A 15784-nucleotide genomic window follows, 5' to 3' on the forward strand; every position below is an offset into this window, starting at 1 on the left:
GGAATTAACAAAGTACTGTTTATAGAAAAAATACAAAACGAGAAATAATACGGATGGTTTCTAAGTATTAAAACGTGAGAGCTCAGGGGAGTTTACTCATGTGTTTTCCGCATACAATTACGAAAACACTATGTTTTATCTTATATTTTATATAAATAGTATAATTATAATTTATGCAAACGTTTGCGGGAACGTTTGCATAAATTATAATTCCATTAAATAGTTTATCTTTTTTTTGATATATCAATAAAAAATGGCTCATGGCTGAGCTAAATCAGACTGAATTATCATACGTAATCAGTAATACGCGATCTCAGAAAATTTATATTCTGGCCAATTTTTCCACGAACGTGTCAAAAGTGGGAAGCTACTATCCAACCTGATCAGGAGCTATATAATTCTTGCCAATTTGCTCGTTTAAAAAACAACTGCCTTTAGAACGGCGTTTATTCTTCACGCCCTATTAACACAAAGAGTATCAATCGGTTGGTAGAAACCTGTCTCTGGACACGCCGTTGCTACTAAAATAATGAACCAGCTAATTATGAGACGTATACAACTAATTCTGCTCGCCACTATTGGGTTGATGGCATGCGAAGGTGGAGTTTTCAAAAAGAAAAACTGTAAAACCTGTGAAACACTGACGTATAGTGCCCAGAATACACAGCCTAGCCGTATCGAAAAAAGCGTCTGCGGAGACGAAGTAGAGCCTTATATTATTTCCAATACCATTACGAGCAGCAGCCTGACAGTTGTCACAACCTGTAAATAAAGAGCCCGGATACGACCAACAGGCGTTATCCGGATCAGCAACTACAACAAAAACGCTCGGCGCAAAATGTCCGGGCGTTTTTTGGTTACATTCCAACCTTATTACATACTTATAAAGCCAAAGCATTAACCAATTTACTACATCTGTATCATAAAAATTACCTATTCAAATTATGTGCTAATTAGCTGCTTCACAGGGAATGAATAGTCGACCCGATTGATTTGATCAGCACATTTCTACGACTGTCTATTTGCTCTAGCCATTAACATTAATATAGTCCCTATTACACAAAAATCATTGCAGCAGTTAGGTAATTTCCTTTACTTAGATAGTGCGTTCAACCTATTGATCGCAATTGTGCGGGGCAATTAAGTAATTTGATTAAACTTAGGGCAGAACAGTAGCGGTGGGTGCTGCCGATGTACGAATAGAAACGTTCTTCTTTGCGTAGTTTAGTGTCTTAATTCTGTTGCCAATTTTTATGGTGCGTCTATACTTGTTTTTGATCCTGATGATTCCCGTAATACCGGGATTCGCCCAGGCAACCCGTTCTGGAAGGATAAGTACAACGCAGGTGAATGAACAATCAATAAACAAGCACTTCGAACATTTATCCATAAAAGACGGGCTTTCCAATAATTCAGTCAACTGCATTCTTCAGGATCGGGAAGGGTTCATGTGGTTTGGTACAAACGACGGATTAAACAAATATGACGGATACACTTTCACTAGTTTACAACCCAATCCGAATGACCACGCCCATAGCTTTCAAAACAACTTTATTTCGGGATTGTGTGAAGACCATGCCAACCGGTTATGGGCAGTAACTGAAGGTGGCTTACATGAGATAAATAAGCAGACAGGGCGCGTTACTCCGCACCCGATTCAAGCCAGCAACGCCAACCGATGGAATTACCAGCATTCTGTTTATGAAGACGCTCAGCATAAGCTATGGTTAAGCACCCTAGGTGGATTAGCCCGCTATGAACCTGACATTCATCGTTTCACGCTGTATCCCCTGCCCCATCCCCAGGCAACGATTAAAACCGTATTTGAAGATCCTCAACACCGATTCTGGGTTGCAACCTGGCGAGGTTTGTATCTATTTGACCGGCCAACAGGGCATTATACACTCATACCGGCCCACCTCCCTCCCGGCGAGCAGGAACCCACATTTATTGCCTTTTATCTGGATTCGCAACAGGTGCTTTGGCTCGGCACGGCAACAGCTGGCTATGGATTATTTCGGCTTGATCTGCGTCAGAAACCTTTTCGGCCAGAGCCCTACAATCCAGATGGGCAAATCAACCCATTCATGTATTTAAATTCAATTCATGGCGATGAGAAGGGACATATCTGGGTGGGCACAACGAACGGTTTACACCGGGTTGATCCGGCCCGACAGCAGGTTTTTACGTACCGACCCGACCCCAACGATTCGAAGGGGATCAGTAGCAATAGTGCTCAATCCCTTTACCATGATCGGGCCGGTACACTCTGGGTAGGAACCGATAATGGCATCGATCGGCAGGCTATTGTCAATAAGCCATTTATAACCTATCAGGTACGGCCAAATAAGGGTACGGCAAACTTGCCGGAAAACAAAGTTGTTGCGTTGTTGCCCGATAATAACGGCCATCTCTGGATCAGCAATGGGTATAGTGTTTATCGGACTGAACCACCCACAAATCGTCCGCAGATAATACCCCCTCAGCAACTGGCGTCCAATATAACTAGCCAGAAGAAGAATTATATACAGGCTCTTCAACCCGACGGCACGGCAGGCGTCTGGCTCGGAACCTGGGAGGGATTGTTTTATTTTGACCAGGCTTCGGGTAACTATACCGGATATCCGTCTGAAATACCAGCTGTTTTTATCAGTCGTGCACCAACGGGAGATCTCTGGATCGGGGGCGACGTGGAGCCAACGTCTGGAATCGCTTCCTTTAATCCCCGTACCCATCAGTATCGATACTATAAATACAAACCCAATGATCCGAATGGATTGCCCGACAAGTATATATATGGCTTGCTGGCCAGCCGGACGGGCGATATATGGGTCCTGGCAAGGCGACAGGGTATCTGCCGGATGGACCCACGAACGGGTCGATTCACACGCTATACAGCGGGCCCAAAAGGTCGTCTGAACAGTAATGATGTGCAGACCATCTACGAAGATAAACAGGGCCTTATCTGGGTTGGAACGCAGTTAGGCGGTTTAAATCGATTTGATCCACGAACTGGATTATTCTCCGCCATTACAACCAATGATGGTCTGCCCAGCAACAATGTGGTGGGCATTACCAGCGATAATGCCGGTAACATATGGCTAAGTACCGATAAGGGGCTTTGCCGATTCTCACCGCGCACCAGAGCTGTTCGTAACTACGGCACGGATAACGGCCTACCCAGCAATGATTTTTTGCGCAATGCGATCTTTCGGGATAAGAACCAGCTTTATTTCGGGAGCCTGAACGGCGTTGTTCATTTCAATCCGGATAGCATCCGCGATGATACCAGACCCTTTCCGGTCTATATCACGGCCCTTAACGTGATGGATCAGCCCCGGCCCCTCACAAGCAATCTGATCACCCTAAACCACGATGAAAACTTCCTGTCTTTCGGCTTTGCGGCATTGATCTACACGCAGCCCGAACATAATCAGTATGCCTATCAGCTCATTGGCGTAGACAAAAACTGGGTCCAGAATGGTAATCGTCATTTTGCCAACTACACAAACCTATCGCCGGGCACGTATACCTTTCGGGTAAAGGCGGCTAATAGCGACGGAATCTGGAACGAGAAAGGAGCCTCTATCCGTCTCATCATTCATCCACCCTGGTGGGCAACCTGGTGGGCATACAGCTTTTACGCGTTGCTGGCTGTTGGAGCCATTTGGGGATACATCCGGTTTTATACCAATCGGATCAGGCAGCAACAGCTCATGGAACTCAATCGCCGGGAAGCCGAACAGCTTAAGGCCGTCGATGAGCTAAAAACCCGCTTCTTTTCCAATATAACCCATGAATTCCGGACGCCATTGTCACTGATTATGTCGCCGGTTGAAAAACTCCTGCAGGAAAGCCGGTTCGACGGTCCAACCCGTCAGACGTTATCGCTGGTCAAACGCAATGCCGATCAGCTCCTTCGCCTGATCAATCAGTTACTGGATCTCTCTAAACTGGAAGCGCACCATATGGCGATTTCGCTGATGCGGGGCGACATAACCGAATTTGTCAATAATCTGGTTGAGTCGTTCCGACAATTGGCGGAGCAGAAAGGAGTAACGCTGACGTATACTGCCGATGGTTTCACTCAGGAGCACTTGTTCGACGCCGACAAGTGGGAGAAAATTCTGACAAACCTCCTGTCGAATGCGCTGAAATTTACGGGTAAAGGTGGGCATGTAACGGTTACCCTCAAACCGAATCTTTCTTCGGTAGAGGACGATATTTCGAGCATAAGTATTCGCATCGCGGATTCGGGCATTGGGGTTTCTCCCGAAAATCTTCCCCATATTTTTGATCGGTTCTACCAGGTCGATAACTCACAAACCCGTGCGTATGAAGGTACGGGTATCGGGCTGGCCCTTGTAAAAGAACTCGTCGATCTGATTGGTGGAACAATCAGTGCAGACAGTCAGCAAGGCGCTGGTACTACGTTTATGCTGAGCTTGCCGGTTCAGCCTGCCTCGGTCAATGCTGAAGTGCCACTGATTGTTTTACCCGTCAAAGAACCTAAAGTAATTGATCAGCTTCCAGTGACCGCCGACTTGCCCGGTAATCTGCCGATTGACGATCAAATTCCGCTCCTACTCATTGTTGAAGACAACGCCGAGTTAAGCGAGTTTCTGGCTAGTGAACTGGCGGCCACTTACCGAATTCTACGGGCCTTCGATGGTGAAGAGGGTTGGCAACTAACGCAGGCCGAACTGCCAGACATCGTTATTTCAGACGTGATGATGCCCCGAAAAGATGGCTATGAACTAACCCATCTCATCAAAAATCACCCGGATACTGACCATATTGCCGTCGTTATCCTGTCTGCCAAAGCAGCTCACAGCAGCCGCATCGAGGGTTTGCAGGAAGGGGCCGACGACTACCTGTCGAAGCCGTTTCATTTTGATGAATTGCACCTACGCCTGCGTAATCTGATTTCCCGTCAGCAGAAACTACGCGATCAGTATCGTCAGCAGTTTTCCCAGCCCGACACGCCCAGCCCTATCAACATAGTGGAAGATGCCTTCCTGCGCCGGGTATATGAACTCCTCGAAAACCACCTCAGCGATCCTTTACTTAACGTCGATTGGCTGGCCGATCAGCTAGCCATGAGCCGCAAAACGCTCTATCGGAAAATTCATAGTCTCGTTCAATTGAATCCGCACGAGCTGATTCGTCAGTACCGATTGCGCAAAGCAGCCGACCTGTTACGCGCGGGTCACAGTGCTTCGCAAACGGCTTATCTGGCAGGTTTCAAAACACCGTCCTATTTCACGATGGTGTTTAAAGAATTTTATCAGCAAACCCCCACAGAATTTGTGGCAAATGGCCTTAGCAAAGCCTAGTCGATGATTTTGCTATAAACTCTGAGACTTTTACTATCAATTGGGGGACAATATATTCTACGGTCAGTTATCTGTTATACGAACGCTATACATTCGAAGCCTGGCCAGATTAGCCGGGCTTTTTTTACGTACAACAAACACCCTTAATTTTTTACAGACATGAAAAAAAATTATACTCAATTGGTCAAAGGCGTTTTGCTGACCCTGCTCAGTTTAGGGCTGGTAAGCAGTCCCGTCGCCTGGGCGCAATCGATTCCTGATGCCCAATGGGCACGGCTCGGATTAACGATGTCAGTAACAACAGATGGCAACATTGTAACGTCGGATGCCTTCCCTAAGGTCGTAAAATACGATTTACAGGGCAACAAACTCTTTGAAACTGGCTGGTTGGCTGGCACCTCCTATCTGGCAGGCAAATTACCGATTAACTGCCCTTGCGTTGGTGGCTATGCCTACATTGCCGGGATTGGGCTAACAGCTCCCAGTACAGATGGGGGTATAGTACTGGAGGGGTCAGAGTATGGTTCGTCCTTCCCTATATTTACCAGTGTGGATGCCAGTGGCCAGCAGGGCGGAAGAAACAACAATCCGGCAAACGACGATCTGATTGGTACACCAGACGGCGGAGCCTTGCTACTCAATAACAGCACAAACCTTGATGGCAGCCATGTTCTGACTGTTCAAAAATCGGGAGCCTGGACAAAACAAATTGCCTACCCAGACCCTAATCTTCCTACCCCCAATAACAGCCTGACTAAAGGAGAAGCCGTTATTAATACCCCCGATGGTGGGTTTCTGGTCGTTGGCTATTATAATGCTACCGGCGACGAAAAGGACTTAAATAACCTTAACTCAGTGGGTACATTAGGCTGGGTCGCCAAACTCGATGGAAACGGGAATGTAGTCTGGCAAAAATTGCTAAACAATTTACCAATGGCAGGCGGTTTCAACGGCATTGCTCCGGGGTCACTGCTCGAATTTCTTGCAGTTACAGATGTAACACTTGCCGCCGACGGTAACGGGTATGCCCTGGCAGGGCTCGGCCTGATCCCCAGCGCCATGGCCGTCGCTCCCCCCGTATCAGCCATACTTGAACTAGACGGGAACGGCAATTTTAAACGAGCCAGATCGCTCGGGCTGGCCGGAACAAAAACATTTATTACTCCCTATACCGACCCTGATGGTACGAAGTACTACGCAGTGGGCAACACATCGAAGGAAAACGGAGCCGACCCCCGAATTCTAAAAGTCAGTACGGCTTCACTTGCCCTGAACGACCCTAACTTATTGAAAGTTGTTGCGCTGCGAACGTTCGATGGACCATCTGATGGCTTTTTAACAGATATCGCAACAGCAGGTGATGGCAGTATCGTTTTCGTCACTACCGCCATTCAATTAGTTAAACTTAATGCAGAAACCGCCCCCCAACCGATTAGTAATTTTACCTTACTTGCCCCTACCTACAACTGCCAAACGGGGGCTATTACCTTCAACACGAGCGGAGGAAACGGCACACCCATTACCTATTCGGCACCGGGTATCACCCGCGCGTCTGCTACCGATAATTTTGGTATCGTCGAGCAGGGCTTGCGAAATGATCCCAAAGTCATTCAGATAACAGCGACTCAGAGTGGAGTGAGTGTGGTTTATAATTTTGATCTGAAAGCGGCCTGTAATAATCCCCCCAACCCCTCAACCCCACAGCCACCCATATTGAACCGGCCTATTCCCGACCAGTTTCTGACGATAGGGCAATCTGTACCGGGATCCGGCTTTCCAGTCGGTTCGTACTTCACCGACCCAACAGTTAATGTACCGAATTACATGTCTAACTGGGCTTTCAACATCACGGGCTTACCAGACGGGTTGTATGTATTTTACCGCCCGAACGACCTGCAATTTATACCAGCTATCATTATTTTAGGAACACCAACTACTATTGGCGTTTTTACGGTGACTGTGACGGCCAGTACCGGCGCCTTTCGGAGTAATCCTGTAACTACTACGTTCAAGATAACTGTATCGAATACATCGCAGCCCGGTGGAGGCACCTTAACGGTGCTCAAACCGACCTACAACTGCCAGACAGGAGCCATTCACTTCAACACAAGCGGTGGTGATAGCTCTCCGATTGAGTTTCAGGTGCCAGGGATTACCTCCTGGACTACGAACCCCGACCATATTCTGGATCAGTGTGCTCGTACCTGTGCCGATACGCCACCGTTTATGATCTCAGCCCGACAGAATGGTCAGGTCGTTACCTACTCATGGTCAAGACAAAACCACTGCGCTAGCCCATCTAACCCCGTCTCGGTAGGCACCATACCCGACCTAACAGTGGCGGTTGGTCAGGGCGTTTATTTTCCGATCGGCACCTATTTCTCCTCGTCCCTTACAACAAGCTGGGGTGTTAATGCATCAAATTTGCCACCAGGAGTTTCTACTTTTTTCAGACAGGAAGGTAGCGGTAGTACGATCCCGACCTGGGTTCTGGTCGGTACGGCCAATACTGCGGGTGTTTATATTGTAACGGCCTCAGCCAGTGCCAATGGTGGATCAGCGTCTACTACCTTCAAATTCACCGTTACAGGTGATAGTAATCCGCCTAACCCGCCTACAGGCCCGCTCACCTTACTGGCTCCTACCTATGATTGCGGAACGGGAGCTATCCATTTCAACACAAGTGGTGGCAATAGCACTCCAATTGAGTTTCAGGCTATCGGTATAACGGGCTGGACAACCAATCCGGATCAATTTGTGGATAAAGACAGCCGTACTGCCAATGATGTTCAGCCGTTTACGCTGATGGCTCGTCAGAACGGCCAGGTGGTAACTTACGTGTGGAACCTGAAAGAAGCCTGCGGTCGGGCGCGCTTAAGCGCAGAAGAGCCGACGGCGGTATTGCAGGTACGGGCACTGGGCAATCCGATAGAGGGCAAATCGGCAGAAATAGAAATTAGTGGTGCATCTGGCCAGGCGGTTCAGCTAGATCTGATTGACCTACAGGGCCGTACGCTCCATCAACACCACATCGATCAGGCAGGTTTACAGGAACGGGTTAGCGTACCGATAGGTAATGGCAAAGGATTGCTATTACTGAATGTAAGTACATCGTCACAACGTCAGCAAGTGAAGTTACTAAAACCCTAATTGATTATATCCACATCCATTGAGTAAATGATTGCGCCCGAGCTACATGGTTTGGGCGTAATCGTTTGGGGAGATTTGTCGTTTTTCAAACGGGATTCACAGCAGGCAACAACTGGCAACCGCCCAGTTTATGAACAACAAGCGGACTGGACCGGATTTGTTCGCGAACAGTAGTAATGGCTTTATTAATGTATAATTAATAGCATTAGTGGGTTACTTTCTGCTTGCGTCTGTATTAATGTCGACAATCTGATTCGCCATTCCAACACGGACTATCATGAAAAAACAACTCAAGTCAGCCCTCTTTTTTGCAGCAGTCATTACTATGACCACAGCCTGCCAGTCGAAGAAAACCGAAACAGACCAGGCTCAGTCGGATACGACCACAGTGATCCAAAACGATACACTGATTAGCGATGATACGACATTGGTGGTGAGCGATACGACCAAGCTTGTTGAACCGGATTCGACAAAGAAATAAGAAGCCTTTTTTCATACAGCAAGCGGTCGACTCTGGTAGGCTCGACCGCTTGCTGTATAAGCTTTCAGAGCAGAACAGGTCTGTTTATTTTCTGGCTACTGCTTTTTGTAATAAAATAAATTTACGGATGCCGATGACGTTTTCTGGCTAAGGGAAAAATAGCCTTTCCCCTCTTTATCAAAGCAGATCGCTTCACCTTTAGGCTCCGATAACAAAGGCGCTGGCCGGCTATTCGAGTTTTGTAAGGCGTCGGCAACGCTCTGGTTGGGTTTCCGTTTCCAGTAGGCAACCTGGGTATAGGTTCGTACCAGGATCTCGCTCCCATCAGGTGATATCGTAGCTCCTGTCACGGGGGAAGCGATCGGTAACTCGCCAAACGCTTCGGCCACGGTAATTGCATTGATGTTTTGCGGGTACGGCAATCGATACAAATGGACGTTGGGATTACGATTGGCAATGATGTAAATATCTTTAGTGAGCGGGTCAACAAACATCGCTCGGGCATCCTGTAGCCGGTCGGGGTATTGGAAATTAATGCGTTCAATCTGCGTGATCGCTGTTCTTAACGTTGGCGGCTCGGGTAATCGGTAAATCTGTGAAATACTGTTTTGTACGTTTATATCGCCGATATCGCCAATATACAGATAATTCGTTCCTTCAGTCGGCCCAGGCCCAATGGCTAAATCCTCCCAATCCCGATTCGTAAATTTTGGCACACTGATACTCCCTTTTATAGTGCCATCCTGCCCCAACATTGTCAGTACCAGTGGAGTACCTCCTTCCTGAATAGCCCAAAGGTTACCGGGCTGACTACGACTATCGGCCAATCCCGTCACTTTATCAATTAGGCCGCCCGGCACCGAAACCACCGTTGGTTCTGGAGTGAATTTCGTTATATCCGTATCAGGAATTTCAAGTTTGCAGGAAGCTGTTACTAGTAAAATACTCAGTATTAAAACGAGACGCATAGACTTAGTTAACTGATTTCATCGTCTACTTTCTTAGCTGTAGTCTATGAAACAATATAGTAATCGACTACAATCTTAGCCAAGATTGGCCAGATAGAACGTATATTACCAATAAATCTTATTAGTCGGACCCAGTAACGGTACACACTGAATGCTGGTTTTACTATTGAATCAGGGCCATTTAGACCCAAACGAAAGTAAGCCGTATGCTGTGTGCATCTAGCAGGAAACAAAAAAAAGCATACATAGAGTTATGTATGCTTTCCGTTTTCTTAACCTAGAATTTAGTCAACCCTCAAACACTTCATTGAATCAGGTCACGCCAATGATCTGATTCAACTTAAAAGCGCGAGTGTGGCTCTTTGTCCAAAGACCAACTTTCATACCAAATCACCAAATAGCTGATAATTAGAAAGTTGAGAATTCAGAATGCAACCTGATCGTACGATTCTGGACAACTGGTGTCCGTTTTGGTACAATTGAAGAGTTGTTGACCTATATTTCCCGTAGTCTTTCCATAAGCCAGTGGCCTGCGGATAGCTTTCCTTATCTGTAAGCCACTGGTATTTACATTTTTCGATCTGGTTCAGGACTTCCCTAGTCTGCACAAGGCCTGCAGATTGGTAACTTTCGCCGATACGATGTCTGTCCTGTTTGGGTCTACTTCGGCTGCTGGGTGGCTCGTCAGAAATACAATCTCGGTGGCCGTTAAATCCGGAGCAGTGATAATCATTACCTCTTCCTGTTCGCTTAATTGGTCTTCCAACAACCGATATTGCTCACTGACCTGACTGGCAAACTGTTTCAGCGATTCTGTCGAGTAGAGATCACTCAGATGGGTGAATGCGACCTGAATCCCTTGATCAGAGGTAAAAAAACGACCGTAATAGAGCAACATTAGTGGGTATTTATTATCTCTGATAAGCACTTGACAATTCACCGTCAACTGCCTGTAAGCAGCGCCCAAAGTTGGCGAAGAAATCTCGAAACAGGAAGTTATTTGTAAACCTATACGGTTTTTGAAACCGCACCGGCGGCCGGCTTATAGGTTTTGTCATCAACCACATTCATGACTAGAACGGATAAAATAGAAGTTAGAAGAGTACCAGTTAAAATCAGACAAGCTGATAATCCATAAAATAGCCAAAGGGTCGAGGTAGTCAATAATTTTTTAGTTACTGACTACCTCGACCCTTTGGCTACTCCAACTAACTAGTTATTTCCCTCCGCCTACTTTACCGGCTTTGTTGGCCTGTCCGGCAGCCGCTGGGTTCTTGACGTATTTATCCAACCAGCCGTTCATCTCCCAAAGCATATGCAGTAACGATTCCTTGGCATCGTAGTGATGGCTTTCGTAAGGCAGGAAAACCAGGCGAGTCGTTGCACCGAAGCCTTTCAGCGCATTATAGTATCGCTCAGACTGGATCGGAAATGTACCCGTATTGTTGTCTGCCTCACCGTGAACCAACAGCAGAGGTGTCTTCATCTTATCGGCATTCATAAAAGGCGACATCTTGTTGTAAACCTCCGGAGCCTGCCAGTAGCTGCGTTGCTCGTTCTGGAAACCGAATGGTGTCAATGTGCGGTTATAGGCACCACTACGGGCAATTCCACCTTTGAAAAGCTTACTGTGGGTCAATAGATTGGCCGTCATGAATGCACCATATGAGTGACCGCCCACGCCTACCCGGCTGGAATCGACAACACCCAGCCGAACACCTTCATCAATAGCCGCTTTGGCGCTCGACACTAACTGTTCTATATACGTATCATTCGGTTCTTTGTCGCCCTCGCCTATAATGGGAATGCTGGCATTGTCCAGAATAGCATAGCCCATCGTTACGAACGCAGCCGCACCCCAGAAACTGATCCGGTTGAACTGATAAGGAGAACCCGATACCTGACTAGCCGCTTCTTTGCTCTTAAATTCAGCAGGATAAGCCCACAGGAACGTTGGCAGCGGACCTTGTTCTTTTTTATAACCGACCGGCAAATAAAGCGTGGCAGTCAGTTCGACCCCATCCGTGCGTTTGTAGCGAAGTTGCTGTTTCTGAATCCCTTTCAGCTGCGGATACGGGTGAGGGAAGAACGTCGCCTGAACGGGAGCAACACGGGCTTTGAGGTTGCGGACAAAATAATTGGGGCTCTCATCGGGCGTTTCCTGAGTAGTCAGGATGATCTGTTTAGCCGCATCCAGTACCGCGATCGGGCGTTCGAAATAAGGAGCCGCCGAACGCCAGAGCTCTTTAGTTTGCTTGGTTTTCAGGTTGAGCAGGCTCACAAAAGGCCGGTCGCCCTGGGGTGATGCGCCCTGAATGTTGAGCATCAAAATTTCGTCGTTAGGGAGCAGATTCAGCACCTCACGACCATATTTGTTCTGTTTTGTATCAGGCTGGCCGGGATTGGTGTAACGATCTTCATACGAACGATCAAACAGAACAGCGGTTTGCCAGTTGCCAGGATTGACCGTTTTCGTGATCGTTTTGCGGTTCTGCCACCAGCGTTCGGTAGCCAAAGCCATCGTTTCATTCCCCCAATCGAAACCTTCGAACCGGAACTGGGCTGCATAGATTTCTTTGGGTTGCGCCGAGAAAGGAGCATCCAGCAGAAAAACTTTATCCCGAATGTCGGCTTTTACCTTAGGATCGCCATTGTCCTGAGCCACCGTGTAGTAAACCGAAGCGGGTGTATCAGAACGCCAGTTGTAATCCCGCGGACCTGTGGGAACACCATCCCGACTGTAGGCTACACTTTCCTGCAAAGGGCCATCGTTTAGGGTTTTCACCAACGAACCCGCAATCGCATATACTTCTGTTTTCAGCGGAAAACGGCGAACAGGCACTAAGTACGAAAACGGTGTATGCACCGTCTCGATCATCACGTACTGGCCATCCGGCGATGGTTCTGCCGAGAGAATGATTCCTGGCTGACCAATGTTTGTGGCGACCCCATCCAGGCTCATTCGAACGACCTGAGCATTGGTGTAATAGGCAAACTGACGCTCGTCGGACGGATTTTTAAGCAAGTCCTGATAGGTAGGAGCCTGTCCACGTTTGCCGCCAACGTTTTCCTGAGTGGTTGGGCTGCTTGGCACACGACTGACTTCGGGAGCAGTGCCTCTTGTCGGCGAAATCGTCTTGACGATCAGGCTTTTGCTGTCAGACACCCAACGATATGGGATACCCAACGTGGCGTTGAGAGCCAGTGAACCAACTTTTTTTGCGGTAGCGGTGGCTACATCCGCAATATAAAAGTCGATCTGACTATCAGTCGAATTGGCGAACGCAATCTTGGTTTCGTCGGGCGACCACTGCACATAGCTAATCTGAGGTGTAGCGGGTAGGCCGGTAATGGCCTTTTCGTCTTTATCCGTCAGTTTTTTCAGCTTCAGGCCCGTTATATAGGGCATACGGCTGGGACCACTGTTTGCCGGATTCAGGCGTAAACCTGCCAGTTTGAGTTCGGGTTGCGACAGTTCGGCAATCGTAGGAACAGACGCCTGTTCGAAGATAAGCATCATGTCGCCCTTTGCCGACATTCTCACTGTGGGCGTAGGCGGTACGGTTACCAGATCGGCCAGCACTTTGGGCGGAGTCTGGTAAGTGGGGGCATCCTGCGCACGGCTAACGAGCGAAAAGGTAGACCCTAAAATCAGCCAAAGCCACAGACTTTGGCGTGCCATACTTAGATTATAACGCATATAGAAATCGATTGTGTTAGGTTAATTGAGTTAAAATGAATTACGATTAATAGTTATGGACTTTCGCTCAGAACCGTGCCACGGTTACTAAAGATGAGCCAACAAACCGTGGCACGGTTCTGAGCGAAAGTCCTATGTTAAAAACTGCGGGCTACTTCTTAAAATGAAATTCGGTAGCCTACTTTCTTATAATTTTCGTTCGGGCTAATGTCCGACCCATTTCCTTCCAGAGTCAGAACCAGATCAACGGTTTTGGTCGTCGTTGAAGTCGGTGGTGTGCCGTTCAAAACCTCGACAACACAATTCCCCAAACTGGAATTGGCAGGAATGGTAAAGGTCCCTCCTTTCAGGTTGTAATGCACCCCTTCAACAGCGGTCGTATTGTCTTTATCGACCGAAAATTTAATAACTTCCTCTTTACTCCGTTGTGGCCCCACCAGATTCACCTGAGTAGTCTGATTGCCAGCCCCGTTCTTAATGGGCAACAGCGGATATGTTTTTCCAACGGCCAGTGAGGTAACAACCGTAGCCTGAAATTCAACGACCGTTTTTTTATTCCACAGGAAATCACTTTCCTCAAAGCAGGAAGTTTGTGTAAATAGGATAAAACCTATCAGCATGAAACGCAGGAGTGTTTTCATAGCAAAGTAGTAATAGTGTTAAGAACACTGAGTCAGTGGCTCAGTAGTTATAATTTTGTTTTAGCTTGGGATTGTTATTGATTTCGGCAATCGGAATCCGGGCCAGAATGCGATAATCAGTAAAAGGAACCGTTGTGGGCAGTTTGACAATGTCGCGGCCCAGTCGTTTCAAATCCCAGAAGCGATGTCCTTCAAAAGCAAATTCGAGTCGGCGCTGTTTAATGATTTCGTCCAGCAAAGCGGCACCTGTCAGGGTGGTTTTTTCGGCTAAACCCGACCGCGTCCGGATCGTATTCAAATCTTTAATGGCATCGGCTTCTTTTCCTAAGCGATAATACGCTTCGGCCCGGTTGAGGTACATTTCCGAAATACGGATCACCGGAACGTTATCGAGGTTGATGGTGCCATTCTTACCCAGAAACTTCGTCGTTTCGGTGTTTACAGCGCCCCGACCGCTGGTTCCCAGCTCGTAGAGCTGCCGACGAATGTCCAGTACAGCACCCGACGCATCTTTTTCTGACTCTAAGTCGGCCAGGAGTGCCACGGTCGGTACCAGATCGCCAAAACCACCGGTAGTCGTGCGGTTTCCAACGGCCGTCAGTGTCGTAAAGGTTGTTTGTAGCGACGTATTAACGCCGATATTTTCACTCGTTTGAAAGTTAATTTCAAACATCGATTCGGGGTTAATAGCTGTTCGCCAGCCAGCAATGTAATTGGCTTTCGGTTGAAATGTACCGATCCCGGAAGCCAATGCTTTGGTTGCAAAATCAGCGGCCTCCTGGTATTTTCCGGCATAGAGTGCTACTCGCGAATAAAGTGCCTGAGCAGCGCCCTGCGTAGCGTAGATCGGCCCTCTTGTTTTAGCCGTAGCACTTAGTTTATCGATAGCAGCGGTCAGGTCGGCCAGGATCTGGGTATATACGGCATCCGTAGCTGCCCGATCCGGATAGGTTACCTGAGGCAAGGTCAATACCCCTGACAAAATCAACGGAACACCACCCCGATTATAATCACTGATGGTGGCTGTTGGCATGTACGCATAGACTTTAACCAGGTCGAAATACATTAAAGCCCTCAGGAACAGACACTGGCCCTCATACGAATTGCGTAAGGCATCGGTCAGCTTAACTTTAGTCAGTGCGTCGAGAACCAGATTAGCCTGGTTAATCCCGTAATAGTCCTGAGTCCAGTTAATCATGTGTGCACCCGATTGATTCTGGTACTCTGGCACAAGACGGCTTGAGTTGTTGGTGGCACGCCCGTTATCGGAAAGGGCCTCAGGAAGCGCAATCAAATCACGGCCATACAGATCCGTACTTTGCAACGCATCATAAACCGCATTGACAGCCGCATTGATGGCTTCCTGTGAGGTGAGTGCCGTACCGGAATCAATCGATGTCCTTGGTTTCACTTCAATTAAACTACTGCAGGCAGCAAGTCCCCACGTCATAATAGCCGTGGCAAGCACCCGTTTAAACGTGTATATTTTCATAATCGGAATGTCAAAA

At 47.7% G+C, this 15784-nt stretch carries 10 protein-coding genes; 5 read left to right on the forward strand and 5 right to left on the reverse strand.

Features of this window, described 5'->3' with window-relative positions:
• Positions 1–544: 544 nt before the first annotated feature.
• The 5 genes from GJR95_RS08540 to GJR95_RS08560 all read left to right on the forward strand — a co-directional run bounded on the left by GJR95_RS08540 (position 545) and on the right by GJR95_RS08560 (position 8967).
• A complete protein-coding gene (locus GJR95_RS08540; protein ID WP_162385479.1) occupies positions 545–772 on the forward strand; it encodes a hypothetical protein in 228 nt (75 codons plus the stop codon).
• 511 nt (positions 773–1283) lie between these two features.
• Complete coding sequence (locus tag GJR95_RS08545) at positions 1284–5336, forward strand: hybrid sensor histidine kinase/response regulator transcription factor (protein ID WP_232541120.1); 4053 nt, start codon at positions 1284–1286, stop codon at positions 5334–5336.
• Between the two features lie 159 nt (positions 5337–5495).
• Entirely contained in the window at positions 5496–8486 is a 2991-nt protein-coding gene (locus GJR95_RS41775) for a hypothetical protein (protein ID WP_198424819.1), read from the forward strand.
• Positions 8487–8513: 27 nt separating this feature from the next.
• Positions 8514–8660: a hypothetical protein gene (locus tag GJR95_RS08555; RefSeq protein WP_162385481.1), complete on the forward strand. Its 147-nt coding sequence runs from the start codon at positions 8514–8516 to the stop codon at positions 8658–8660.
• A 103-nt stretch (positions 8661–8763) separates the two neighbouring features.
• Positions 8764–8967, forward strand: a complete 204-nt coding sequence (locus tag GJR95_RS08560) for a hypothetical protein (protein ID WP_162385482.1) — start codon at positions 8764–8766, stop codon at positions 8965–8967.
• 95 nt (positions 8968–9062) lie between these two features.
• On the opposite strand, the gene GJR95_RS08565 is transcribed toward GJR95_RS08560, so the two are convergent.
• From GJR95_RS08565 to GJR95_RS08585, 5 genes are all read right to left on the reverse strand, one after another.
• A complete protein-coding gene (locus GJR95_RS08565) occupies positions 9063–9935 on the reverse strand; it encodes a PE-PGRS family protein (protein ID WP_162385483.1) in 873 nt (290 codons plus the stop codon).
• A 586-nt stretch (positions 9936–10521) separates the two neighbouring features.
• Positions 10522–10833 (reverse strand): hypothetical protein, encoded by a 312-nt coding sequence (locus tag GJR95_RS08570; protein ID WP_162385484.1) that lies wholly within the window; start codon positions 10831–10833, stop codon positions 10522–10524.
• A gap of 318 nt (positions 10834–11151) precedes the next feature.
• Complete coding sequence (locus GJR95_RS08575; RefSeq protein ID WP_162385485.1) at positions 11152–13635, reverse strand: alpha/beta hydrolase family protein; 2484 nt, start codon at positions 13633–13635, stop codon at positions 11152–11154.
• 158 nt (positions 13636–13793) lie between these two features.
• A complete protein-coding gene (locus GJR95_RS08580) occupies positions 13794–14276 on the reverse strand; it encodes a DUF4843 domain-containing protein (protein WP_162385486.1) in 483 nt (160 codons plus the stop codon).
• A 40-nt stretch (positions 14277–14316) separates the two neighbouring features.
• Positions 14317–15768, reverse strand: a complete 1452-nt coding sequence (locus tag GJR95_RS08585) for a RagB/SusD family nutrient uptake outer membrane protein (RefSeq protein ID WP_162385487.1) — start codon at positions 15766–15768, stop codon at positions 14317–14319.
• Positions 15769–15784: the final 16 nt, after the last annotated feature.

It is taken from the genome of Spirosoma endbachense (genome assembly GCF_010233585.1).
Taxonomy (GTDB): domain Bacteria; phylum Bacteroidota; class Bacteroidia; order Cytophagales; family Spirosomataceae; genus Spirosoma; species Spirosoma endbachense.